Genomic DNA, 22,799 nt, shown 5'->3' with positions numbered 1-22,799 from the left:
GTTGGACAAGCCCGAGCGGCTTTATATAAGTAAATATTGGGAATGTCATGAAAGGTGATACTGAAAAGAAGTCGAGCGTTATCCTTGGCGTGAACCAATAATTTTAATACTTTGATTTATAATAAAATCCTCTTTAATTATTACGCGTTAATGCCATTATCCTTATTATTTTACGTTTTTATCTGGGTCGAAAAATCCCCGCTAATTGCATGACATGTTGGCAGCAGGGGCAAAAGGGTTGTGCCGTTAAACGGACAACTTTTTGTTGTGGGGGCAACGTTAGTTGCCCTGCTAACATAAAGGCATATTGGATCAGTTGAAGTTGTTTCTTTTCATGTCCTCGTAATAAACCATAATCACGAACTCGCCTTAACCCTTTTGGTAATACATGTTGCAATATCAGCCATAGAAACTGTAATACAGGCAAAGTGCGCGTTTTCATTGTCTTTGTTTGGTTATCTTTATATCGAAATGTCACCTGATGATTATCGAGATAAAGAATATCTTTATCTGCGATGATCCCACGATAAAGATACGTTGATAAATACAATAAAGCGGGTTTTCCATGACCTACATGGCGGCAATCTACTATCCATTTATTTGCTAATTTGTCAGGTAAGGGGAGTTTGAGTTCGCTGGTGATATATTCCAGTAATCTAGCTCGCGATACTTTCGCTAACACAAAAGCATTAAATAGGTACTTATTTTTACACTGTATCCATTGTCGTTTCTTGTCATCAAAGCCACCGCCAGTGATCACCATATGAATGTGAGGATGTAAGTCTCGACGACGATTATGAGTATGCAACACAGAAGTAAAACCTATTTTATTGCCAAGATGTTTATCATTATGAGCAAAGCTTTTTACAATACTGGCAGTGACGGTAAACATGGCTTGGTACAACAATTTAGGGTGTCGTTTTGCAAGGTATCGAAGTTCTGCTGGCAGCGTAAACGTCACCATAAAATAATCAATCGGTAACAGTTTTTGCTGTTGCTTGTTTAACCAGTCTGATGTCGTTCGGTGTTGGCATTGCGTACAATGACGGTGTCCGCATGACATTGGATGATTGATGTGATGTTCACAGTGAGAACATTGCCAGCGACTATGTCCTTGTTGTTCCGTATGACAAGCCAACATGACTTTCATGGCATTGCGGATATCGTGATTAATTTGATTTGAATAAGTCGCATAAAACTCATCGAAATAGTCACTCAATAATGATTGAAAAGTCATAGTTTGAGATCCCATGATAGTGTTAAATCATTAGCAAGTTGGTTAATGGTCGTTGACGTATTTTTACGGGAGATATCGGTAAGATGAGTATATTTAGCGGTAGTATTTAAACTGTTATGACCTAATAAATGTTGAACTGAGCGTAAATCGAGGCCTTGTTCTAATAAGTGAGTCGCATAGCTATGGCGTAAATTATGTGGGCTGATTGATTTATTGATCCCACAGCTTTTAATTACTGCTTTCATAGCTTTTTGAATACCACCACGATCCATCACGGTATGGTTAACATTAAACTGTGATGGGAAAAGATAGCGGCTGTTTTTGTGGGTTTGCCAGTAATAACGCAGAGCATACAATGTTCGTCTTGGAATAGGGATAAATCTATCTTTACCACCTTTACCATTCCGAATATGGACTAACATTCGATGACGATCAATATCGCCAACAGCGAGATCTAATCCTTCCCCTAATCGCAACCCAAGGCTATACAAGGTCAGAAAAAAGACTTGGTAACGTAGTTGCTTGGTTGAATTTATTAAGTGGCTAACTTCTGCTGGCGTTAAAATATCAGGCAATGTTTTAACTTGTGGTGGCTTAACAATATTAAGCCATTCCCAATCACGTTGAAGTACATGCTTAAAGAAAAACTGTAATCCATTACGATCAATTCTGACGGTGCTCCATGAATGGGTTTTAATCAGTTGAGCAAAGTATCGCTTGAGATCATTAGTGGTTAACGTATCAGGCGATTTATCTAAATGGTGAGTAATGCGACGAAGTGCACGACTATAACCATCAATCGTGGCTGGACGTTTACCTTGCAAGGTTAGGTGGGTAACATGTTGTTCATAAAGATAATCTGAACGTTGTTGTTGTTCGTTATTCATCATAAATACTCCATTATAAGGAGTATTAAAGGTAGCTTAATCACTGCCTGCTTTACTCTGCCGCGCAGCGGCTTCGTTCAACAATCGCATCAACACGATTTATTACACTCGGCAATCTCAGTTTGCCGGGTGTTTCTCGTTTTAAGGTGTCAATTTTAAGTATGTTTGCACAGTAATAAACGTGTTATGCAGGCGTTAGGTGTTCAAGAGGTCAGTTTAAATAATGAGTTTCAAAATTAATAGAATTAGCAATAATAGTCTTGGGACGCATTACGGCATTTTTCAAAATGATGAGTTAATCCATCATGAATTTAGTCGCGCAGCTGCAGAAAAGGTACTGGCAAAACTGCAGATTGGAAAAACTCTTGAGGAGGCGCTTAAATCTGAGCCTACCCCAAAACCTGAACGAGTTATCGCCCGATTTGTAAAACCTCAAGTTTCATTGACTAAGCAACATAAATCTCTTTTCACTACAGCGGTAACTGCTGATAAAAAATTCGAGTACGATTCGGTATTATATCGCCAAATTGCGAATTTAAAGGTAAATGAAATCGTTCAGGTGACGAATCGAAAGGGGCATAGGTCAACAATACATATTACTAATATAGTAAAATTGAGTTGGCACCAACTCCAATTGTTAGTCTCTGGAGGCAGTACTAAGTTCGAGAAACGGTATTTACTTTACAAGGAGTACAGTACAAAGCATCAAACAAATAGCGTTTTGAAAGGGATGAGTTTAAGCCAAATCGAAAGTACAGAAATCCAAGAGTACATAGATCTCTTTAAGGGGAATGGGTTCTCAAAACACACACAAGTAAATGATTACATAACTAGCAATAGTTTGTGGGGACACTTCCCGACAATTCGCTCACTTAACGATCATGGTGAGTACAAAGAAATCGAAGGTATAGAACCTAAATATTTTGAAGTTGTTTGCCGTATTTTAAATATATCGGGTGAAGGTGGTAGAAGCTTAGATAACTTCAAAAAGTACTAATTTAGACCACACCTAACAAAGAAGGATATGTGTCGCGCAGCCGACACCTATCCGAAGTGTTGGACAAGCCCGAGCGGCTTTATATAAGTAAATATTGGGAATGTCATGAAAGGTGATACTGAAAAGAAGTCGAGAGTTATTCTTGGTGTGAACCAATTAATTTAATTCATTGATTTGTAATTAGATCCTCTTTAATTATTATGTGTTAATGCCATTATCCTTATTATTGTGCGTTTTTATCTGGGTCGAAAAATCTCCGCTAATTGCATGATATGCTGACAGCATGGACAAAAGGGTTGTGCCGTTAAACGGACAACTTTTTGTTGTGAGTAAAACATAGAACACCCATAACTTTCGCAATCCATTACGATCAATTCTGACGGTGCTCCATGAATGGGTTTTAATCAGTTGAGCAAAGCATTGCTTGAGATCATCAGTGGTTAACGTATCAGGCGATTTATTCAATGGTGAGTAATGCGACGAAATGCACGACTATAACCATCAATAGTGGCTGGACGTTTACCTTGCAAGGTTAGGTGGGTAACATGTTGTTCGTTATTTATCATAAATACTCCATTATAAGGAGTATTAAAGGTAGCTTAATCGCTGTCTGCTTTACTCTGCCGCGCAGCGGCTTCGTTCAACAATTGCATCAACACGATTTTCTTCACTCGGTGTTATTATTTTTCCTTTATTTTCAGTGACTAAGGGTGTAAAATTTAATGGATTCCGTATCGTGATAAATGTGTTACACAGGTATTATATTTAAAATAAAAATTAGTATAGGCAGTGAATTATGAGTCAGTTATTAAAAAACACACCTTCTGAGGTAAGTAACTATCTAAAAAGTATGGATAGTTATGATGATCCATGTTTTATGTTGATAAGTTTAGAAAAGGATATTACTCCATTTATTGATATGATCGAAACTGAGGTTGATTCTGAAAAACCTTATGATAAGACAAGTATTCAACTTACTGAAAAATTATACTTTATTTCGCTGGATTGTACGTATGAGACAATGTTGAATATATTAGCTAAGCTTCATAAAGGTATGAACGAATTAAAAATGAATATTCATATATCTGTTTTTCGTCATAATTGTTTAGGAGAGCCAGAACAAACCTTTTTATGGTGTGGAATGCTTTTAAATGAAGTAAAGGAAGAGTTTGGGGGCAATAGCGGGCATAAGGTTAATGATTTCCAAGACAGACAAAATTGGCCGGGTATAAAAAAATATATGGCATAAAAAATATAACAGATAAGGATATGTATCCTACAGGTGACATCTGTCTTAATAAACATAGGACACCCACAACTTTTTATTTCAAAAAATAGATAATATTAGCGCGATTATTTGACCTGATAATCCCATTCTTTACGGTGAATGTCTGTGGGGGCAATAAGATGTCTATTTACCGTGAGTATAAATATGGTTTTTCTATTATTATCCTAATAATCATTAAGATGCATTAGTAATATAGGATTGATGATTTCATGAGATGGTGAAGTGAATAGTTAAAATTACCAAGTGAAGTTGTAAATATAACATTATGTTTTTATTGTGTTTTTAAAAAAAAGAAAGTAGTATTTAGCTTGTGATTGATCGTGATAATAAATATTATGGTATCGCTTAGTTGTGAATGTTTTTATTATTAATATTGTATTTTCTACGCTATAAAATATTCACATTTGTTATAAATATAGGTTTCTTTCATAAAGAGTATAAAATGAGCAGTTATAAACAACTATTTACAGTGGCTACGTGCGGTTTAGTAGTATCTTTAAATGCATTTTCAGGTGAAATGCTGGATGTTAACAATATTAAATTTGAAGATAATAATTTTAAAAGTTGTGTTTTAGCACAAAAAATCACAAATCCGAAAAATATAACTAAACTAGTGTGTCGTCAGGTAAATATAGATCATGCAAATGAAGTTAGTTATTTTCCTGCTCTTAAGGAGTTATGGTTATCTGGATCACAATTGACGAACATAGATTTGAGTAAAAATACTGAGCTAACATCGGTATCTATAACTAAATCAAATCTAGATAACTTGAATTTGAATAATAATCCTAAACTTACTGAGTTGAATGTTTCTTTTAACCATATATCTAAGTTAGATCTTACAAAAAACCCACAATTAACAGATCTGAGTATCGTTTCTAATAAAATTGAAGATATTGATTTATCAGAAAATACTAAATTAATGTATTTGTGGGCAAAAGAGAATAATTTAAAAAAGATGGACTTTAGCCAAAATCTTGAATTAATTCAAGCAGGGTTAACTGATAACCAGTTGTCTAAAATCAATGTTAGTCATAATGGTCAGCTTAAGAACTTAAGCTTGATGTATAATCAATTATCTGAATTAGATATAAGTAAAAATATTAAATTAACAAAATTACATATTACAGATAATAAACTTACTAAGTTAGATATTAGCCATAATCCTAGATTAAGAGCATTATGGGCAACTGGGAATCCGTTAGTTGAGTTGAATATCAGCTCTAATCCTTCATTAAATGATTATGAAGTTGATGAGACTGTTTCTGTTAAAAAATAATTATTAAGACTTAATCTATAATATATGTGTCGAATTATCGGCACTTATTTTACAGAAAAGATGCATCCATATAAATTTTTAGCTTTCAATATATTTTCTTAAAGATAGATGATACCAATCTGGAAAATTAACTGGTCAGGTTGATCCAATCTCGTGAATACATTTCAGTGATACGTAAAGCCGATTTCATGCAATATAGACTTTATCTAAAATATTGCTATAACCAGCAAAATTTTGATTAGCGAGATAGTGTTGTCGTAACCAACTCCAAACCATCCATCACTACAATACCATAACGATCTTTTTCGGTGGTTCGAGATATCTGAGCAAGGTGCTCAGTCATTATTTCTTTATATTTACCCAAGGTATCACTAACGCCTTACCAATTCCTCTTGGTGGGCACACAGAGCCAAATAGATAAACATATTTAAACTGCTGTTGTTTTATGGTTCTTGGTCGAGTTCCTCGTTTAGCCCAAAGATTGGTAGTGGTATTTTGTTGTCCAAACCTTGCTTCATCTTGAAGCCATACATCGACTTTATCGAGCCCTATATGTCCTGAGATTGTTTTGACCGTGATGTTATCCACGAAAAGCCCATGCGCTTAATTAAAAAACTTAGAACACTCATAACTTTCGCAATCCATTACGATCAATTCTGACGGTGCTCCATGAATGGGTTTTAATCAGTTGAGTAAAGTATTGCTTGAGATCATCAGTGGTTAACGTATCAGGCGATTTATTCAATGGTGAGTAATGCGACAAAGTGCACGACTATAACCATCAATAGTAGTTGGACGTTTACCTTGCAAGGTTAGGTGGGTAACATGTTGTTCGTTATTCATCATAAACACCCCATTAAAAGGAGTCTAAAGGTAGCTTAATCGCTGTCTGCTTTACTCTGCCGCGCAGCGGCTTCGTTCAACAATCGCATCAACACGATTTACTACACTCGGCAATCTCAGTTTGCCGAGTGTTTCTCGTTTTAAGGCGTCAATGTTAAGCATAATTGCATAGTAGTAAACGTGTTATACAGGCGTTATGTGCTGGTGTGCATACAAAAAAGTATGGTTTGAGTTTTTTATGTGGAGTTTGTGGTCATGGGGATTTTCGGTTCAATTAAAGACGTTTGGAATGATGTTGTTGTAGACTCATGGAATGAAGCTTGTGAGGAGGTTAACTATCCAAAATTAAAAAGGGGCTCAGTTTTAAGAATAGAGCTTAAAAGACTCGGAATAATAGGTTTTGATCATTATGGAATTTATGCTGGAAAAAGGATGGTGATCCATTTTTCTGAAGAAAAAATTCGCAGAGAGCATATTTCAAAGTTTATTGAAGGTGCAGGCATATTCAATGGCAATCATGTAGATGTTATGAAATTCCCAGATAAAAATACCGAATCAATAACTCTGGAAGATTCTTATAATAGGGCAGTTTCTTGTATTGGGATGAAAGGCTATGACGTTTTGGAGTCAAATTGTGAGCATTTTGCATTATGGTGTAGAACAGGGGTTGCTTTTTCAGGTCAGGCTCTAGGTAAGTACAGTGATAAATTTGAAGTCTGCTCTACGGTAAGTCTTTCAGGATGCAGCATTAATTTCCCCAGAGCAATTGGTAAAATTTTCAATGATTTGGGAATGGAAAAAAGCAGAAGCATTTCAGTAAGCAATATTGTAGATGTTAAAAACTAAACTTTGTTATTATTTAATTAAACTCAGAAGTATTCTTTATGGAAGATGAATCGAACAAACTTGGATTATGGGAAAGAATTACAATTGCGACAGCAATACTAGGAGCTATTGTAGGCTTATTTAAAGAAGGGCCAATTGCTGCTTTGATTAAATTTGTATTTATTTTAGTCTTCATGATAGCTCTAAAGACTCTCGTAATATGGGTTTTCACTGATAGCGATTGATGTATTTAGTATCCCGATTTCTATAAACCTTATATTTATGGGAAAATGCACATAACAGATAAGGATATGTGTCGCGCAGCCGACACCTATCCGAAGTGTTGGACAAGCCCGAGCAGCTTTATATAAGTAAATATTGGGAATGTCATGAAAGGTGATACTGAAAAGAAGTCGAGAGTTATTCTTGGTGTGAACCAATTAATTTAATTCATTGATTTGTAATTAGATCCTCTTTAATTATTATGTGTTAATGCCATTATCCTTATTATTGTGCGTTTTTATCTGGGTCGAAAAATCTCCGCTAATTGCATGATATGCTGACAGCATGGACAAAAGGGTTGTGCCGTTAAACGGACAACTTTTTGTTGTGAGTAAAACATAGGACACCCATAACTTTTGCAATCCATTACGATCAATTCTGACGGTGCTCCATGAATGGGTTTTAATCAGTTGAGTAAAGTATTGCTTGAGATCATCAGTGGTTAACGTATCAGGCGATTTATTCAATGGTGAGTAATGCGACAAAGTGCACGACTATAACCATCAATAGTAGTTGGACGTTTACCTTGCAAGGTTAGGTGGGTAACATGTTGTTCGTTATTCATCATAAACACCCCATTAAAAGGAGTCTAAAGGTAGCTTAATCGCTGTCTGCTTTACTCTGCCGCGCAGCGGCTTCGTTCAACGATACTTCTACTGTGTTTTACGCGTATATCAAATCAGTTTGGTGTTGATTTCGGTTTCCAACTTTACCCATAATTGTGCCAGAAGGTGACGGACGCTAAACGTACTTTTGGATAGAGTGAGTTTGCAACGCTATAATAGAGCTAATCACTTTGTTATTACATGTCGCTTATATTTAAATGAGGTCTATTAATGAAAAAGTATCTGCTAATTATATTCGTTTGTGTGTCATTGCCAGTGCTTGCTGCAAAGAAGACATTAGATTGTGATAATCCTCGTAATACGTTGGATATTAATGATTGTGCGTCATTGACATTAACCTCAGCACAAGATGAATTATCCAAATATTTGACTGCCAGCATTGAGCATAATAAAGATGATCCTACATTGGTGAAAGCAATAGAACAGGCACAAAAAGATTGGGAGGTGTATATGCAAGCGCAGTGTAATGCGGTTTATACGCAATGGCGTGATGGAACTATTCGTAATGTAATGGCATTGGACTGTAAAACACAACTAACCAAAGAAAGAACCCATGATGTATGGATGCACTTTTTGACCTATATGGATAGCACTCCACCTGTTTTACCTGAGCCGTCAAAGTATTTTAAGATGTGATAGAGGCTTAACGGCATAAAATAATGAAAGAAAATACAGTAAAAAACATAGGACAAAAACAAGGACAGCCATAATTTCTCTTTAAATAACCCACCCTCCGTCAATTTCTCCTGTGAATGTCCGCGAGGGCGATAAGGGATCTACCATTAGCGTATCGTAGAATGATTATTTTATGATGTCTTTTAAGCTCGATCACGCTATTAACAGATTACGGATAACAACCACTATTATTCTTTGCAGTTTGAAGTGTAATTGGTATGGTAAGTTGTTTGCACGAATTATTGCTGCATTGGGATTTTAATGAATATGGAGTGTTATGTTGTTTTTTGATGTTATTTTTCTTTTTATGGCAGGGCTGTTTGGTGGCGTTTTAAACTCTATTGCTGGTGGTGGCAGTTTTATTACATTTCCCGCTCTCGTTTTTGTTGGTGTACCTCCTCTTATTGCTAATGCAACAAATACTTTTTCTTCTTGTGGCGGATATTTTAGTGGGGTTTATGCATTCAGACATAAATTGAAAAAACATCAAAAGGAAGTGTTTTTAACCGTTCTATCTAGCTTAATAGGCGGTACAGTTGGTGCTTTTCTATTATTACAAACATCTGAGTCCTCATTTGAAAATGCTATTCCGTGGTTACTCTTATTTGCCACACTGCTATTTATATTTGGGGCAAGGGCTAATACTATATTACAGGCTTATTCAGAAAAAAATAAATATACATTACACTTTAAATCAATTCTGCTGTCTATATCATTACTTGGTATCTCTATATATGGTGGTTTTTTTAATGCAGGTTTAGGCATTATCGTATTGAGCTATTTGACTTTGTCAGGCCATAAAAACATTAATGTAATGAACGGGCTAAAATTAGTTGTTTCTTCTTCTGTATCGCTTGCTGCAATATGTTTATTTATTTTAAATGATTCTATTGCATGGGTAGAGGGTAGCGTTGTTTTAGTTGGCACGTTACTGGGAGGATATTATTCCGCTCATATTTCAATGAGATTAAATCCAGAAAAGATCAGATTATTCGTAGGATTTATAAGTTCTATAATTACAGCTTATTTTTTCTACGTAACTTATGCGTAAATTAAAACCTAATGAGCAATATATACGGATAAATAACCGTTTTTTGTTCGTATTGCCCATTGTTATTTACGGCGTAAAAGCTATTTATTGCTAAGGTTTCAATTGGTTATCTATCTATGGTTGGTAACGCATTAATTTTCGTTATTACTATTGATATTTTAAATTGTTTTTTCTAAGTAGTAAATTTAAAATAAATCCTTACAGTTGTTGATATATTTATCTGAGCTATATTTTAGGCGGTTAATTTGAAACGGTGTGATGATGAAGTTATTGCGATTATTGAGGTTAAGAATGCGACGTTAACAATACGAAGACCGAAAATGTTTCCGTCTAAATTTGTAGGTGTCGATTCGTACTTAAAAGCTCAATCCCATTTTCAGCCTCCGATATTATTGGTGACAGAAAGTCCACATATTAAAGAATTTGAGGTGGGTAAAGTCAGTGATTTTACCAGTAACCATATTATAACGGCTAGACCTGTTAATGGTGTTACTGGTGATAATATAATGGTTTATTTAGTGAGGTTGATTGATGGACTCGGGATTTTACAACTGGATGGTTATTATCCTGTTATTGTAATTAATGCGCTTCAAGAACAATGTTCGCTAGGTGATAACGATACTGGGAAATATAGAACGAGAAATTTTATTCGGCTATGGCGGACAAAAAAAAGCTTTTTAGAACAACGTCTAAGAAAAATTCACCCTAGTGTCGTTATATGCTCATGTACTGTGGGTGATTTTAATCTATCTAATGGAAGTAATGCTTATTATGAGGGCGATAGACATCTTTTTGAGGATCGTTTTGAAACACTTCTTTATAATGAATTTAACTTAACACCATCAATTAATAAGACAGTATACAGTTTTATGGGGGCTAAGGATTTATCGGGATTAGTTTTAGATGTTATAAATACTGTATTTGCTAGTCAAAATATACCAATTTATAAAACGGCACATCCATCTACTTGGGGTAGACATTTACCAATATTGAGAAAATACAATTCAAAGATCAAATATAACTATGAAAATAAAAATAGTTAATATAGTCATGGGATTAATTTTTTTATCAGCAATTATTACAAATAGTTGTCGTATAACTAATGATGATTGGAGGGATCTAATACCGCAATAATTATTTATTGTGTGCTTTGGTGATCTTGTTAAACAGAAAATCGCACCTTTTCATTGTTGTACAGTAGATATTTTTATATTTAATGTTTTAGATAATACTATTATCTTATGATTACCTGTATTTGTAGTCGTTCGACCGTCAAAAAATATGCTGTCCTAACTCTGTGGTTTTAATTATGATAATGATGATTGTAATAATAGAGACTAGGGAATGGTTACGTTATTTTTTAAATGTTTATTAGGTGCCGCAGCAGTATTACTGATTGCGTTGTTATCAAAAAGTAAAAGCTTTTATATCGCAGGATTAGTCCCGTTATTTCCTACTTTTGCGTTAATTGCACATTATATTGTTGGTGCTGAGCGCAGTATGGAAGACTTACGTATGACGGCCTTATTTGGGCTGTGTTCATTAGTGCCGTATGCGGGGTATTTAGTCGCAGTGTACATATTAAGTTATTACTATAATTTAACCACGACACTATCGTTAGCTACTGTGGTATGGCTTGGGTGTGCAGGATTATTATTATTAGGCTGGACGCGCTGGAGCTCATTATTGATTGCTAATTCTCTTTAATAATGACGATCGCCATCTTAATGTCTAGCATTAAAATGGCGATGTCATATCAATTAGATTGATTTAGGCTTACGAGTACCACGTGGAATACCAGTGTCACGATCAGTGATTGGCTTACGGCTTCTCGGTTTCTTTGCCTTTGGTTTATCAGTAGTTGGTGAATTGCTACGCGGCTTATCATTGCGGCGTGGTTTATCGCCCTTACTATTATTATCTTCAGATTTTTGATATTTAGGTTTGAAGTTTAAAATAGAAATGGGCACTTCTTTGGTTGGTACAAAACCTTCAATTTCTCTACGAACGATTAAGTGACCTAACAGACGCTCAATCATGCATAAGTTTTTAAAGTTATCACGTGATACAAATGAAATTGCTTCACCTTTAGAACCCGCACGACCAGTACGACCGATACGGTGAACATACTCTTCAGGTGGGAAGGGGAGGTCGTAGTTAACCACACGAGTTAATTCATCAATATCTAGCCCCCGCGCAGCAACACCCGTTGCGATTAAGTATTTAACTTTACCCGCCTTAAAATCTTCTAATACTTGTGCACGAGCACCTTGGCTACGACCACTATGAATTGCTTCTGCTGCAATACCACGTTTTTCAAGTTGGCTAACTAATTTAGCTGCGCCGTGTTTAGTTTCAATGAATATTAACGCTTGATCCCATTGTTGCTCATTAATTAAATGGCTCAGTAGGGAAGACTTCATGTCTTTATCAACCGTGATCAGGCATTGGTCAATTTTAGGTTGTGATGCTTCATCTTTAGCGACACTTATCTCAACAGGATTACGTACTGCTGTTTTTGCAAGAAGACGTACTTGAGCTGATAGCGTCGCTGAGAACAACATGTTTTGGCGATCAAGTGGTAGACGCTCAATGATCTTATTAATATCTTCAATAAAGCCCATATCTAACATACGGTCAGCTTCATCAAGCACTAAAATTTCAATAGCATCAAAGTGGATAGCACGTTTAGTGTACATATCCAGCAAACGACCAGGGGTTGCCACTAGAATATCAACGCCTTCAATAAGACGACGTTTTTGTGGTTCGTAGTCGACACCACCGTACATTGCCATTGACGTTAAATTGGTGTGTTTGCTGTATTGAACAATATTTGCTTCAACTTGAACCGCTAGTTCACGCGTTGGCGCAAGAATTAATGCACGTACACGTTTAGCTCGTACTTGCTGACCATCATCAAGCATTTGCAGAATTGGAAGTACAAAACTGGCTGTTTTACCTGTACCTGTTTGTGCTGCCGCAAGCAGGTTTTTGCCGGTTAATGCCACCGGAATGGCTTTTTCTTGAATCGGCGTAGGAGTGGTGTAACCCATATCGGTTACTGCTTTAACGATAGCGTCGCTTAATCCAAGCTTAGAGAAAGGCATGTAGAATCTCAGATAAATAAATCAAATAACGGCTATCTCTAAAGTCAAAGTAATAGCCGACGAACAATGACGAGGATTATAGCACGAGCGACCTTAGGTCATTATATTATTTCGTATTAAGCCTCGACGGACATTTTTACATAACTTGCCAAACTGCCGAATTTCATCAAATTGTGGAATAACACCTCGTTCAATGGCATGTTCCCAGTAACTGACTTCAGTATCGACAAGTTCTAATAATTTTTTAGGGCAGCCAATACATTTATTGTCAGGGCCACAAACAAAGGTTTCAGGTTCATAAAGTGGAAATGCCTGCTTAACCTCAGTCAGAAGTAGGCGCATTGCCGTTTGACGGTCAGGTTTTTTATTCATGGTATCAAGTGCATTTGGGCTAAATGAGTATTTTAATTAAGCATCGTTTAAATAACCATACTTATATGATTAAAAGAGTATTATCGAGCAGATGAATGGGTTGGTATTAAAGCGGAAAAGGCGATGTTGAAATAATAAAAAAACCAGCAATAAGTTATTTACTTACTGCTGGCTTATTGTCAATTATCCGTAACTATTTGGATAATTATAGTTTATCCCAAGCATCAGCCCAGTATTGCGATGTTGCAGGTGCGTATGATGCACTTGCACACCAACCAGTGTAAGGCCATGGTTTACATTGGTAAATGTTACCATCACTTGCTAATACTTTATCGCCTGCAAGATAAGCCTTACCTGCTTCATATGCAGGAGCATCCGTTACTGGTGGTTCAACAGTGCCTTTTTCTTCAAGAGTGAAATGTGCGCGTTGCTCTATATTTTCATTGTTTGATTCTGCAATCATACGTAGTGAATATGTACCTGCAGTCACATTCTCAAGTACCATATTAATGGTTTTGTTGTTATCTATGTTTGCGGTAAATTGACCACCTGAAACAGGGTAGCCCATCGTATCCATTACATCGATCTGTACTGAGCTTGCTTTGTTTGCAGTGTAATTAAGTGTTAATTTTGCACTGCCATTAGTAATAGTGTAGTTAGCATTAATACCTGTTAGTGTCGCTGTAAAATCAGCGTCAGGTTGTTCTGTACCGCCGCCGCAATCTGTATCACCAACTTCACGCCATACTCCCCATTCACCCGTTGTGCCGGGCTCATGACCTTGTGTCCACCAACCTGCTTGCCACTCTTTACCGTTATGGCTTACAACGTCTCCTTCAACATAAGTGGCATCTGCTTTCCATGCAGGAGTACATACGATAGAACCATCATTAACCACGATAATACGTTTTACCGTTACAGTTTGGTTTGCGCTATCAGTAATGCTATAAATCAGCTCGTATGAACCAGCAATTGCAGTGTTTACTGTACCTGATACGGAAATATTTGCAGATAGATTACCGTCTTCAGCATCAATTGCAGAAACTCCTGCCATAGCATCAAAAGTGTCACCCATTTTGATTACGCTATTTTCTACGCCCGTAAAAGTAGGAAGGGCGCTAAAGACAGTAATTTTACGTGGTGATACAGTTTCGTTGTTATCAGTATCAGTTACTGAGTAAGTCAACACATAGTCGCCAACACGTTGAGTATCAACATTGCCTGTCACAGAGATAGAATCAGTTAGATTACCATCTTCTTTATCCGTTGCAGTTACACCTGCCAGCGGGTTAAAAATGGTTTTATGCTGAACGCGAGCGTCAGTAATTCCGGCAATTGTAGGTTTCCCCGGCTGTACTACTGGTGGTGTTTGACTGTGGATAAACGGACCATAAGTTTCAATAAAGCTGCTATTGTATGCTTTACCTGACGCATCAGTACCGATATCCCAGTTAATTGACCATGTCATCACACCACGAAGCGGTTGGGATTGTTTTTCTAGGCGCGCAAAGGCATTGAATAAATCTTGAGGATCTTTAATAAAGCCTGTTGCTGCAGCATCAATGTTAGTTGGAATACCAAACACTAACTTATCATGTGGAATAGTAGTAAAACCACGCGTACCGTTAACTAATGAGTCTGCAATGTAATAGATGAACTCTTCTTTTAGTGCATCATTATTTTGTGCGATCCAGCCCGGGCCTTCAACGTAAACACCATCACCACCTTGGTTATAAAACTGTGGGTTGATCCAATCATAATAACCATCAAGAGCGGTGATGTAAGGAATATATTTACCTGCAGCCGTTAAGTATGGGAACTCGGGAGCCATGGTAATAAGGAAGTTTTTACCTTGTTCACGATAGTGATCTTTTACCATACGTAATGCAGCAGGAATAACAGTTTGGTTGTCTTTAGCATCAATGGCTGCTTGTTCAAGGTCAATATCTAGCCCATCAAAACCATATAGATCCGTTAGACGAATAATTTCAGCAGCAAAAGCGTCTTCATCACCTTTGTGTAGTTCAACGTGTGCGTCTGCTCCTCCCAGTGCCAGTATGACAGCACGACCTTGATCATTGAGGCGCTTAATTTGATCGATAAATTGTGATTCAGTTAGACCAGTTGCAGGATCTAAATGAAAAGTAGGGATACGACCTTCAGCAACGTCGTAAACTTTCATAAACGACACTGCGACGACATTATACATAGGGTTAGTTGCTTTAAGGCTCATCGCAGGAGCATTACCCGCTTTATAACCACGGCCATCTGCCCAGTTATGCCAATACCCCACAACCACACCACCTTCAGGGTTAACCATTTTTTCACCCGCATTTGCGGTAAAACTCATAGAAGCTAATGCTAAAGTAAGTACATTTAATGTAAGGCACGTTGTTTTTTTATTCATCTATTTAACCCTGAAATGAGGTAGGAGGTGTAATATTAAAGCGAATAAATGCTACCACAATGACCATTTATTAGAAGCGTGATTGTGTAACAAAAAATACTGAAAACAATTGTTTATATCGTCAATTAATTGTCGGGTCATGAGTTAATATGATTGAAATTTGTCACTATTGATTATAATTATTGGTCAAATTCATGATTGGAAAATTTTAAGTAAAAATAGCCAAAGAGAATAAGCGCAAATATGAAAAAATGTTGGAAGGTAAGTCTTTTGTTATTTTTTACAATTATGATTGCATTGTGAACAAATATTACTGAATTCGCTGATTTTATAATAATTAAACCTTGGATTAGGATCACTTATTAAATTAATTGTTATTATCAATTGTTGCTAAAGCCTTTTTTTAGGTAAAGTAGCGTTATCAACAGAATATCGCAGGGATTTTGATCCTTGGCGTTAATCTGATAAGTTACCGTAAAGTAACCTAAATACTAGATTAAGTAAGAGATAAAATGGCAATTTTACAAGTATTAACCGCTCCAGATCCACGACTAGCAATTCAAGCAGAAACAGTAACTGATGTTAAATCTGAATCTGTTCAACAACTTATAGATGATTTACTTGAAACACTATATGGTACTAGTAATGGTGTTGGTCTTGCTGCGACTCAAACGGGTCGTAAAGAAGCCATTGTTGTTATTGATATCTCAGATGAGCGTGATCAGCCGTTAGTGTTAATCAACCCTGTAGTTGAACGTGGTGAAAACAAAGTAATAGGACAAGAAGGTTGCCTTTCTGTACCTGACTATTATGCTGATGTTGAGCGTTTTGAAGCTGTTGTGGTAACAGCATTGGATCGTGAAGGAAATGAATTACGTTTTGAGCGTGATGACTTCCTTGCCATTGTTATGCAACATGAAATTGATCACCTTAAAGGTACATTATTCATTGATTATCTATCACCGCTAAAGCGTCAGATGGCAATGAAGAAAGTAAAAAAACACATTAAAATGATGGCTAAATAATAGTTATTTAAAGCAAAACCGATAAGACTAATAATAAGTTCTTATCGGTTTTCTATTTATAGTGATGAATAAAAAAGATTAATCAATTAATGTATTAAGCCATTTCTTACTTTTAAAGCGATAAATACAAGCTCCCCATTTAAATAAAGTTTCTGCAAAAAATAGCATATAAATCCATTGTGGCGGCAGATGGAAAACAAACACGCCAATTAATACTAACGGTATTCCAAAAACCCATTGTGTTAATAGATCTTGATATAAACAAAATCTCACATCACCACCGGCTCGAAGTACACCGACGACAAGTGTTGTTGGTAAAGATCGTAATACTATACCAATGGATAATATTTCAATAAATGTTGTAGCAAGAGCTTTAGTTTCTGGGGTTAATGTTGGAAATAGCATTAAAATATGAGATCGAGATAAAAATAAAACGATTGCAACGAAACATGTTATAAAAATAGCAATAATAGTTAATAGCATCGCCTGATAGTAAGCGGTCTGATATTTTTTAGCGCCTAATTCATTTCCAACCATAACGGCAGAAGCATTAGCTATACCAACTAAGAAACTTAATGATAAAGATTCAATTGGGGTGAGAACGGATAATGCAGCTAGTCCCTCAACACCAGTGATCCCCATTAGAGCATGATAAGTAAAAATGCCAACAGACCATAAAAGGAAATTACAGGTTGTTGGTAATGATAATGAATAAAAAATCTTTAACTTTTCTAATGAAAAAATGACATTAAAATCTTTTATATTTAATTTTAATAAATGCTGGGTAATAAACAAATAGCACCCAAGTAATATAATTTCTAATATGCCGCTAATTAGTGTAGCAATAGCGGCCCCTTTAATTCCTAAAGCGGGAGCACCTAAATGGCCAAAGATAAGTACCCAATTTAAGAATATATTGCAAAGAATACCGCAAGCACTGAAAAAAGTGGTTATTTTAGGTTGAGCAATAGAACGGAAGCTTGCTGTAAAACTAATGATAATCGCACTAGAAAATAAGCTAATTCCAACGATAGTAAGGTATTCACTCCCTCGTTCAATAATTGCATTAGAGGTTGTTGCAAGCCCCATAACCAGATGAGGATAAAAGAAGAAAACAAAACTAAACAAAGATGCAAAACTGATAGTAGCAAAAAGACTTAAAACTGTACTTTGTTTAACACCATTTTCATTTTTTACCCCCCAATATTGCGCTGATAATATTCCACCACCTGTTGCAATACCTGATAATAAAATAGTGGTTACAAATAAAGCTTTAGCTGCAATGCCCATCGCTGCAATATCGATTTCAGATAATTGACTTAGCATTAAAACATCAATTAAACTTTTACTTGAAAAAAGTATACTCTGTAAAATAATAGGTAATGCTATAAAAAATAGTCGGTTAAAAAATTTACGATCACAAATTTTAATAAGAGGGTGTAAGCTGATTGTTGAATCGGTCATAATATTCAATGCCTGATAAAAAAGTCGAATTATTTAACACGCATTACATGATGAATTTCATTATTAAGTAATAAGGTCTGTGTTTCTGAGGTCTTCATTGTATCAATTACTTGGAGCATATTTGAATCATAGTGATTTAGTACCATCCACTCTAAAGGATAATTAAAACTATCTTCATTGATAACAATAGAACCATCATTTTTGCTATTTTTAAGAATGTTTATAATCCAAATTCGTTGCTTAAATTCAATATTAGTAATGATTTTTTGTTGTAATTTAGAAATATAGGTTCGTATATTTTTCATGATTATCCTTATGTATATGAACTAAGATAACCATAACATTGATATAAGAACTATTTGAGTTGCCAATTATTACAAAATGTAACGGTTAAATTTTATATTTTGTAGTATGAGGATAAAGGCATGATGAAGATGAATAAATTAAGCTTAATTTAATATAAATGACTATTTTTAAATGAAGAAAGGAAAGATTAACATATAAACATGCAGTGGCAATATAACGCGTCTAATTTTGGCAATATGATAAACTGTGAATTAAGTCATAAGGGATAGTATTCATCACCCAACGCTGATTGATGAATACTAATATAGACAAAGAAGGTCAATTTATTGTTGTAAATAGCAGTAGCCAGTATCAGAGAATATATTTTGCTCTTTGTTACAACCTAATGTTACGGTGTCACCTAATATAAATGGTTGATTGTATTTACCATGACCAAAGAAAGGGAAGTAATAAACTGGCTTATCATATTGCGCCGCGAATTGCTGTAAAACCGCTTTATACATTATTCGCTCTTCATCATTAGGATCTATCGAATAATATTGACCAAAAATAATGGCATTAACATTACATTCATTTAGAAATAATAATTGTTGTAAGTAACGATCTAATTGACGAAAAGTCACCCCAATATCTTCCAGTAATAATACCTTATCTGTGAAATCAGGCTGATACTTAGTACCAAACGTTGCACCGACAAGGGTGTGATTGCCACCGACTAAAGTTCCAGAAATAGAAGGCGCTTGTTGTGCTAATGTATTAAGTGGTAGCACGTTATTATAAATGACACCGTTATTCATTATCTCTGAGATATCAGGCAGCGGTTGTAGGTTTACCGTACTCATATCAAGGTGGTTATTAGCATTAACACCATGAATCGAACGCCAGCCTAATTCATTATTTAAAAAGCTATGAATGGCGGTAACATCACTGAATCCAACAATTATTTTTTCAGGAATTGCTAAAAGCTGTTGCTTATAACGATGTAAATAGGGCAATAAATTTAATGCACCGCCGCCGCCACGATAGAACCATAACACCTCAATAGTTGGATCAAGTAACGCTTTAATTAAGTTATAAGCTCGCGCCTGATCAGTATCAACATAACCAAAATCTGAAATGTTTTGCTGTAAATAATGGCAATTTATGTGATAGCCATGACGCTCAAAAACGTTAACCACCTGCGGTACTTGTGATGGGTCAAATTGAGTCGAGCAAGCAATTAAGGCAACGTTTTTATAGGGTGTATTTGTTGTGGGTATGTTCATCGATAACTCTCGTTAAAGCTAAATAATCATCAAAGCATAATATGTTATTAATCAGCCGAATAAATCGCGCCTAATTGGGCTAAACGACTAGCGCCAGTTACTTCGGGTAAATTACCTGATTGGTGGTGCATGGTGCGATATGCCAGCCATGCAAACGCCATCGCTTCCATGTTATCAATATCGACGCCACGATCTGCGGTTGTCATAACTTGCCAGCTTGGCAGCAATTCTGCTAGTCGTTGCATTAAAATAGGGTTGTGCGCACCGCCACCACAGACTAATAGTTCATTAGATGTAACTGTTGGGGTTAAGCCTGTTTTTTTAACGTCATTAGCGATGGTTTGGGCGGTATATTCAGTCAATGTTGCTTGAATATCACAGGCAGAAAGTTGCAGTTCTACGATGGTAGGTTCAGTCAAATATTGCTCCAGCCACGGAAGGTTAAATAACTCTCTGCCCGTACTTTTCGGTGCTAATTGCTGCAAATAGGGTTCGGATAACAGGCGTGTTAATAAAGCGGTATTAACAGTGCCTAAACGGGCCCAATTACCATTCTCATCATAACTTTTTTGCTGGTGGAGGTTGATCCACGCATCCATCAACATATTACCAGGACCAGTATCAAACCCTGTTACTGCTTTATTTGGCTCTAAAACGGTAATGTTAGCAATGCCGCCAATGTTTAAAATAACCCGCGTGCATTGGGTTGAACTAAAAAGTTGTTGATGGAACGCGGGAACTAATGGTGCACCTTGACCACCAAATGCCATATCTTTACGGCGAAAATCAGCAACAGTGGTAATGCCTGTTTTTGCGGCAATTATATTAGCGTCACCAATCTGCATCGTAAATGCATATTCAGTGTGTGGAGAGTGAAATACCGTTTGACCATGGCTGCCAATCGCAGTGATGTCAGCAGCTTTAGTATTGGTTTTTGCGAGTAATGCTAATACGGCATCAGCAAATAGATGACCTAAACGGTGGTCTAGTTCACCTAATGTTTGTAAATTTGTTGGTTGACCTAAACAGATATCTAACAATGATTGTTTAAGATTATTACCCATAGCAAAGGGATGTGAACCAAGTAATCGAATAGTATTGTTATCAATTTCTACGAGAACAGCATCAACGCCATCCATGCTGGTGCCGGACATTAAACCAATATATTTTTCCATCGCTGTTCCCACTGTATTTCAATTTAACGGCTGTTATTTATCATGACCGTTAAGCAATTAATTATACCGTTCGAAGTATAAGCTATACCGTCACTCTAATCAGAAGTGACCGAGAAATAAAGTAGCGATGGAATATTTAAGCTAATTGTTTTAATGCATTACACTGCGAGAAGCGGTAAGACTATTCGCACCTTGTTGTTGAACAACACTGTTCATTTTATTCGCAAATGCTGCCAATTCATGGCTTACTGCTGAACTAGCAATCATTGCATCATCAAGATCGAAAATTTCAATCATATGCCCCGTCGTACCATCATCATAAGTGCCAGAAACAAAGTGAATAGCGGTATCGGTTAGAATTGAGCGACCATATGTATTCTCGACTAAACGCATCCAGTGGATTAATTCATCATGATTTTCTATGATTTTTGAGTGCATAAACACTGATCCTTTTGCATTGGAGGCATACATTGAGAGGACCGATTGTCCTTTATTTTGTGATGACCTTTATGCATGAAGTGTATCAGTGCAGTGAAAATGATAACTTTAGCGTTACGGCAAAAATACGAATTAAAAAAAACAAAAAGTGACAAAAACGCACATTTTATGAAATTTCCTCAATTAATCAATGCTTTACAAGTTAAAATTTGCTATTACATAGTCAATAAATGCTCTTAACCGAGCAGGCATAAATTTAGTTTGGGCATATTGAAGTGCAATATCACCGTGATAATTACCGCGTATTGTCCATGTCGGTAGCACTTGAATAACAGTACCGTCAAGCAAAGCATCCTTGATGACAAAATCAGGAAAAATACCAATACCTAAGTTATCTTTTACGCCATTAAGTCGCATTTGAGAGTGATTAACTGCATAACGACCACTTACGGTAACGCGGTGTCGTGTATGTTGCTGTTCAAAATCCCAAATATTGTCAGTATTAGTTTCCCCTAAATATAAACAATCATGGTCAACAAGATCTAATGGTGTTTTTGGGGTACCTCGTTGTGCAAGGTATTTAGGACTAGCACATAGCATTAGATCAACTTTGCCTATTTGCTTTAATACCAAATCTTCGCTGGGCTTTTCAGTTAGCCTAAACACCACATCGATCCCTTCTTTTATAATATCAATGTCGCCATCACGAGCTTTAAGCTTTAATTGAATATCAGGGTATTGGGTTAAAAACGGTGTTACCAAAGGCTGCAAAACAATCGATAAAAATGCTTTTGGTGCGGCTACCGTTATCATTCCTGCTGGAATAATTGGTTCTGAATGGGAGATTTCAATTGCTTGTTTAGCCGCATCAAACATCGCAGTACATTGACTATAAATGCGTTTACCAGACTCACTGATCACCAGAGTACGAGTGGTACGCTCTAATAATTTTACAGAAAGTGCTGCTTCTAAACGTGATACCTGTTTGCTTAATGCTGAAGGGGTGACATTGAGCTTTTTGGCGGCCGAGGTATAGCTGCCTTCATCAACGACGACAATAAATACCGCCAGATCTGGCATTAGTGCGATGAGCTTATTAGTTTCCATTCATTTGTGCCTGAGAGTCAATAATCATTTTCCATGGTATGGGATAATACTGTGGTTGAGTTTGAATTAGAATGCTGAAAAGTGACCAATTAGGTTCTAGTTCAAAGTGTTGATAAAAAGCACCAAATAGTTGGCGATTTCCA

Annotated in this window: 22 protein-coding genes and 3 pseudogenes; 10 read left to right on the top strand and 15 right to left on the bottom strand. The window is 36.3% G+C overall.

What is annotated here, in order from left to right; genetic code table 11:
- Positions 1–178: 178 nt before the first annotated feature.
- Together OC457_RS08055 and OC457_RS08050 are read right to left on the bottom strand one after the other, a co-directional pair.
- A complete protein-coding gene (locus OC457_RS08055) occupies positions 179–1,237 on the bottom strand; it encodes an IS91 family transposase (protein WP_080176223.1) in 1,059 nt (352 codons plus the stop codon).
- The gene (locus OC457_RS08050) at positions 1,234–2,124 is read right to left on the bottom strand and encodes a tyrosine-type recombinase/integrase (protein ID WP_080176252.1); all 891 of its coding nucleotides are present in this window, start codon (positions 2,122–2,124) and stop codon (positions 1,234–1,236) included. Before OC457_RS08050 ends, OC457_RS08055 begins: the two co-directional genes overlap by 4 nt.
- Before the next feature lie 223 nt (positions 2,125–2,347).
- On the opposite strand from OC457_RS08050, the gene OC457_RS08045 reads away from it, so the two are divergent.
- On the top strand, positions 2,348–3,121 hold the full coding sequence (locus tag OC457_RS08045) for a hypothetical protein (protein ID WP_080176224.1): 774 nt from the start codon (positions 2,348–2,350) through the stop codon (positions 3,119–3,121).
- A 354-nt stretch (positions 3,122–3,475) separates the two neighbouring features.
- Here OC457_RS08045 and OC457_RS08040 read toward each other — a convergent pair.
- Positions 3,476–3,687, bottom strand: a pseudogene (locus OC457_RS08040) (phage integrase N-terminal SAM-like domain-containing protein); the annotation flags it as partial.
- A 230-nt stretch (positions 3,688–3,917) separates the two neighbouring features.
- Between OC457_RS08040 and OC457_RS08035 the strand changes: the two are divergent.
- Together OC457_RS08035 and OC457_RS08030 are read left to right on the top strand one after the other, a co-directional pair.
- Positions 3,918–4,370, top strand: coding sequence for a hypothetical protein (locus tag OC457_RS08035; RefSeq protein WP_080176225.1), 453 nt, complete (start codon positions 3,918–3,920; stop codon positions 4,368–4,370).
- Between the two features lie 481 nt (positions 4,371–4,851).
- Positions 4,852–5,688 (top strand): hypothetical protein, encoded by an 837-nt coding sequence (locus OC457_RS08030; RefSeq protein WP_080176226.1) that lies wholly within the window; start codon positions 4,852–4,854, stop codon positions 5,686–5,688.
- Between the two features lie 342 nt (positions 5,689–6,030).
- Here OC457_RS08030 and OC457_RS08025 read toward each other — a convergent pair whose 3' ends face one another.
- Together OC457_RS08025 and OC457_RS08020 are read right to left on the bottom strand one after the other, a co-directional pair.
- The gene (locus OC457_RS08025) at positions 6,031–6,276 is read right to left on the bottom strand and encodes a hypothetical protein (RefSeq protein ID WP_080176227.1); all 246 of its coding nucleotides are present in this window, start codon (positions 6,274–6,276) and stop codon (positions 6,031–6,033) included.
- Positions 6,277–6,322: 46 nt separating this feature from the next.
- A pseudogene (locus OC457_RS08020) lies at positions 6,323–6,534 on the bottom strand (site-specific integrase); the annotation flags it as partial.
- Positions 6,535–6,786: 252 nt separating this feature from the next.
- On the opposite strand from OC457_RS08020, the gene OC457_RS08015 reads away from it, so the two are divergent.
- Positions 6,787–7,377 (top strand): lecithin retinol acyltransferase family protein, encoded by a 591-nt coding sequence (locus tag OC457_RS08015; RefSeq protein ID WP_080176228.1) that lies wholly within the window; start codon positions 6,787–6,789, stop codon positions 7,375–7,377.
- Positions 7,378–7,415: 38 nt separating this feature from the next.
- The gene (locus OC457_RS08010; protein ID WP_080176229.1) at positions 7,416–7,601 is read left to right on the top strand and encodes a hypothetical protein; all 186 of its coding nucleotides are present in this window, start codon (positions 7,416–7,418) and stop codon (positions 7,599–7,601) included.
- Positions 7,602–7,994: 393 nt separating this feature from the next.
- On the opposite strand, the pseudogene OC457_RS08005 reads toward OC457_RS08010, so the two are convergent.
- A pseudogene (locus tag OC457_RS08005) lies at positions 7,995–8,206 on the bottom strand (site-specific integrase); the annotation flags it as partial.
- Between the two features lie 268 nt (positions 8,207–8,474).
- Here OC457_RS08005 and OC457_RS08000 point away from each other — a divergent pair.
- The 4 genes from OC457_RS08000 (at position 8,475) to OC457_RS07985 (ending at position 11,697) form a co-directional block, all read left to right on the top strand.
- The gene (locus OC457_RS08000; RefSeq protein ID WP_080176230.1) at positions 8,475–8,900 is read left to right on the top strand and encodes a lysozyme inhibitor LprI family protein; all 426 of its coding nucleotides are present in this window, start codon (positions 8,475–8,477) and stop codon (positions 8,898–8,900) included.
- A 319-nt stretch (positions 8,901–9,219) separates the two neighbouring features.
- Positions 9,220–9,990: a sulfite exporter TauE/SafE family protein gene (locus tag OC457_RS07995; RefSeq protein WP_080176253.1), complete on the top strand. Its 771-nt coding sequence runs from the start codon at positions 9,220–9,222 to the stop codon at positions 9,988–9,990.
- Between the two features lie 245 nt (positions 9,991–10,235).
- Positions 10,236–11,033 (top strand): hypothetical protein, encoded by a 798-nt coding sequence (locus OC457_RS07990; RefSeq protein ID WP_080176231.1) that lies wholly within the window; start codon positions 10,236–10,238, stop codon positions 11,031–11,033.
- 301 nt (positions 11,034–11,334) lie between these two features.
- Positions 11,335–11,697 (top strand): GlpM family protein, encoded by a 363-nt coding sequence (locus tag OC457_RS07985; protein ID WP_080176232.1) that lies wholly within the window; start codon positions 11,335–11,337, stop codon positions 11,695–11,697.
- Positions 11,698–11,750: 53 nt separating this feature from the next.
- On the opposite strand, the gene OC457_RS07980 is transcribed toward OC457_RS07985, so the two are convergent.
- The 3 genes from OC457_RS07980 to OC457_RS07970 form a co-directional block, all read right to left on the bottom strand.
- Positions 11,751–13,097 (bottom strand): DEAD/DEAH box helicase, encoded by a 1,347-nt coding sequence (locus tag OC457_RS07980; RefSeq protein ID WP_080176233.1) that lies wholly within the window; start codon positions 13,095–13,097, stop codon positions 11,751–11,753.
- A 93-nt stretch (positions 13,098–13,190) separates the two neighbouring features.
- On the bottom strand, positions 13,191–13,469 hold the full coding sequence (locus OC457_RS07975; RefSeq protein WP_080176234.1) for a hypothetical protein: 279 nt from the start codon (positions 13,467–13,469) through the stop codon (positions 13,191–13,193).
- A gap of 205 nt (positions 13,470–13,674) precedes the next feature.
- Entirely contained in the window at positions 13,675–15,876 is a 2,202-nt protein-coding gene (locus OC457_RS07970) for an immunoglobulin-like domain-containing protein (protein ID WP_080176235.1), read from the bottom strand.
- A gap of 512 nt (positions 15,877–16,388) precedes the next feature.
- Here OC457_RS07970 and def point away from each other — a divergent pair.
- Positions 16,389–16,901: a peptide deformylase gene (def, locus tag OC457_RS07965; RefSeq protein ID WP_080176236.1), complete on the top strand. Its 513-nt coding sequence runs from the start codon at positions 16,389–16,391 to the stop codon at positions 16,899–16,901.
- A 78-nt stretch (positions 16,902–16,979) separates the two neighbouring features.
- On the opposite strand, the gene OC457_RS07960 is transcribed toward def, so the two are convergent.
- From OC457_RS07960 to OC457_RS07935, 6 genes are all read right to left on the bottom strand, one after another.
- Positions 16,980–18,350: an MATE family efflux transporter gene (locus OC457_RS07960; RefSeq protein ID WP_370737975.1), complete on the bottom strand. Its 1,371-nt coding sequence runs from the start codon at positions 18,348–18,350 to the stop codon at positions 16,980–16,982.
- 44 nt (positions 18,351–18,394) lie between these two features.
- A complete protein-coding gene (locus OC457_RS07955; RefSeq protein ID WP_080176238.1) occupies positions 18,395–18,670 on the bottom strand; it encodes a hypothetical protein in 276 nt (91 codons plus the stop codon).
- Positions 18,671–18,994: 324 nt separating this feature from the next.
- A complete protein-coding gene (locus tag OC457_RS07950) occupies positions 18,995–19,936 on the bottom strand; it encodes an LD-carboxypeptidase (protein WP_080176239.1) in 942 nt (313 codons plus the stop codon).
- Between the two features lie 47 nt (positions 19,937–19,983).
- Positions 19,984–21,111, bottom strand: a complete 1,128-nt coding sequence (locus OC457_RS07945) for an anhydro-N-acetylmuramic acid kinase (protein ID WP_080176240.1) — start codon at positions 21,109–21,111, stop codon at positions 19,984–19,986.
- A 150-nt stretch (positions 21,112–21,261) separates the two neighbouring features.
- On the bottom strand, positions 21,262–21,549 hold the full coding sequence (locus OC457_RS07940) for a hypothetical protein (protein ID WP_080176241.1): 288 nt from the start codon (positions 21,547–21,549) through the stop codon (positions 21,262–21,264).
- A gap of 195 nt (positions 21,550–21,744) precedes the next feature.
- Positions 21,745–22,656, bottom strand: coding sequence for a LysR family transcriptional regulator (locus OC457_RS07935; protein ID WP_080176242.1), 912 nt, complete (start codon positions 22,654–22,656; stop codon positions 21,745–21,747).
- Positions 22,657–22,799: the final 143 nt, after the last annotated feature.

This window comes from Photobacterium toruni (assembly GCF_024529955.1).
Taxonomy (GTDB): Bacteria; Pseudomonadota; Gammaproteobacteria; order Enterobacterales; family Vibrionaceae; genus Photobacterium; species Photobacterium toruni.
The sequence above is the reverse complement of the archived record's forward strand: the minus strand, read 5'-3'. Positions and strand labels throughout refer to the sequence as shown.

Bases quoted from the DNA above. Each gene is read 5' to 3' on its own strand.
- OC457_RS08010 (WP_080176229.1), top strand. From the start codon at position 7,416: ATGGAAGATGAATCGAACAAACTTGGATTATGGGAAAGAATTACAATT.
- OC457_RS07975 (WP_080176234.1), bottom strand. From the start codon at position 13,469: ATGAATAAAAAACCTGACCGTCAAACGGCAATGCGCCTACTTCTGACT.
- OC457_RS07955 (WP_080176238.1), bottom strand. From the start codon at position 18,670: ATGAAAAATATACGAACCTATATTTCTAAATTACAACAAAAAATCATT.
- OC457_RS08045 (WP_080176224.1), top strand. From the start codon at position 2,348: ATGAGTTTCAAAATTAATAGAATTAGCAATAATAGTCTTGGGACGCAT.
- OC457_RS08000 (WP_080176230.1), top strand. From the start codon at position 8,475: ATGAAAAAGTATCTGCTAATTATATTCGTTTGTGTGTCATTGCCAGTG.
- OC457_RS08050 (WP_080176252.1), bottom strand. From the start codon at position 2,124: ATGAATAACGAACAACAACAACGTTCAGATTATCTTTATGAACAACAT.
- OC457_RS07935 (WP_080176242.1), bottom strand. From the start codon at position 22,656: ATGGAAACTAATAAGCTCATCGCACTAATGCCAGATCTGGCGGTATTT.
- OC457_RS07950 (WP_080176239.1), bottom strand. From the start codon at position 19,936: ATGAACATACCCACAACAAATACACCCTATAAAAACGTTGCCTTAATT.
- OC457_RS08015 (WP_080176228.1), top strand. From the start codon at position 6,787: ATGGGGATTTTCGGTTCAATTAAAGACGTTTGGAATGATGTTGTTGTA.
- OC457_RS07970 (WP_080176235.1), bottom strand. From the start codon at position 15,876: ATGAATAAAAAAACAACGTGCCTTACATTAAATGTACTTACTTTAGCA.
- OC457_RS08035 (WP_080176225.1), top strand. From the start codon at position 3,918: ATGAGTCAGTTATTAAAAAACACACCTTCTGAGGTAAGTAACTATCTA.
- OC457_RS08055 (WP_080176223.1), bottom strand. From the start codon at position 1,237: ATGACTTTTCAATCATTATTGAGTGACTATTTCGATGAGTTTTATGCG.
- OC457_RS07980 (WP_080176233.1), bottom strand. From the start codon at position 13,097: ATGCCTTTCTCTAAGCTTGGATTAAGCGACGCTATCGTTAAAGCAGTA.
- OC457_RS08030 (WP_080176226.1), top strand. From the start codon at position 4,852: ATGAGCAGTTATAAACAACTATTTACAGTGGCTACGTGCGGTTTAGTA.
- OC457_RS07945 (WP_080176240.1), bottom strand. From the start codon at position 21,111: ATGGAAAAATATATTGGTTTAATGTCCGGCACCAGCATGGATGGCGTT.
- OC457_RS07985 (WP_080176232.1), top strand. From the start codon at position 11,335: ATGGTTACGTTATTTTTTAAATGTTTATTAGGTGCCGCAGCAGTATTA.
- def (WP_080176236.1), top strand. From the start codon at position 16,389: ATGGCAATTTTACAAGTATTAACCGCTCCAGATCCACGACTAGCAATT.
- OC457_RS07940 (WP_080176241.1), bottom strand. From the start codon at position 21,549: ATGCACTCAAAAATCATAGAAAATCATGATGAATTAATCCACTGGATG.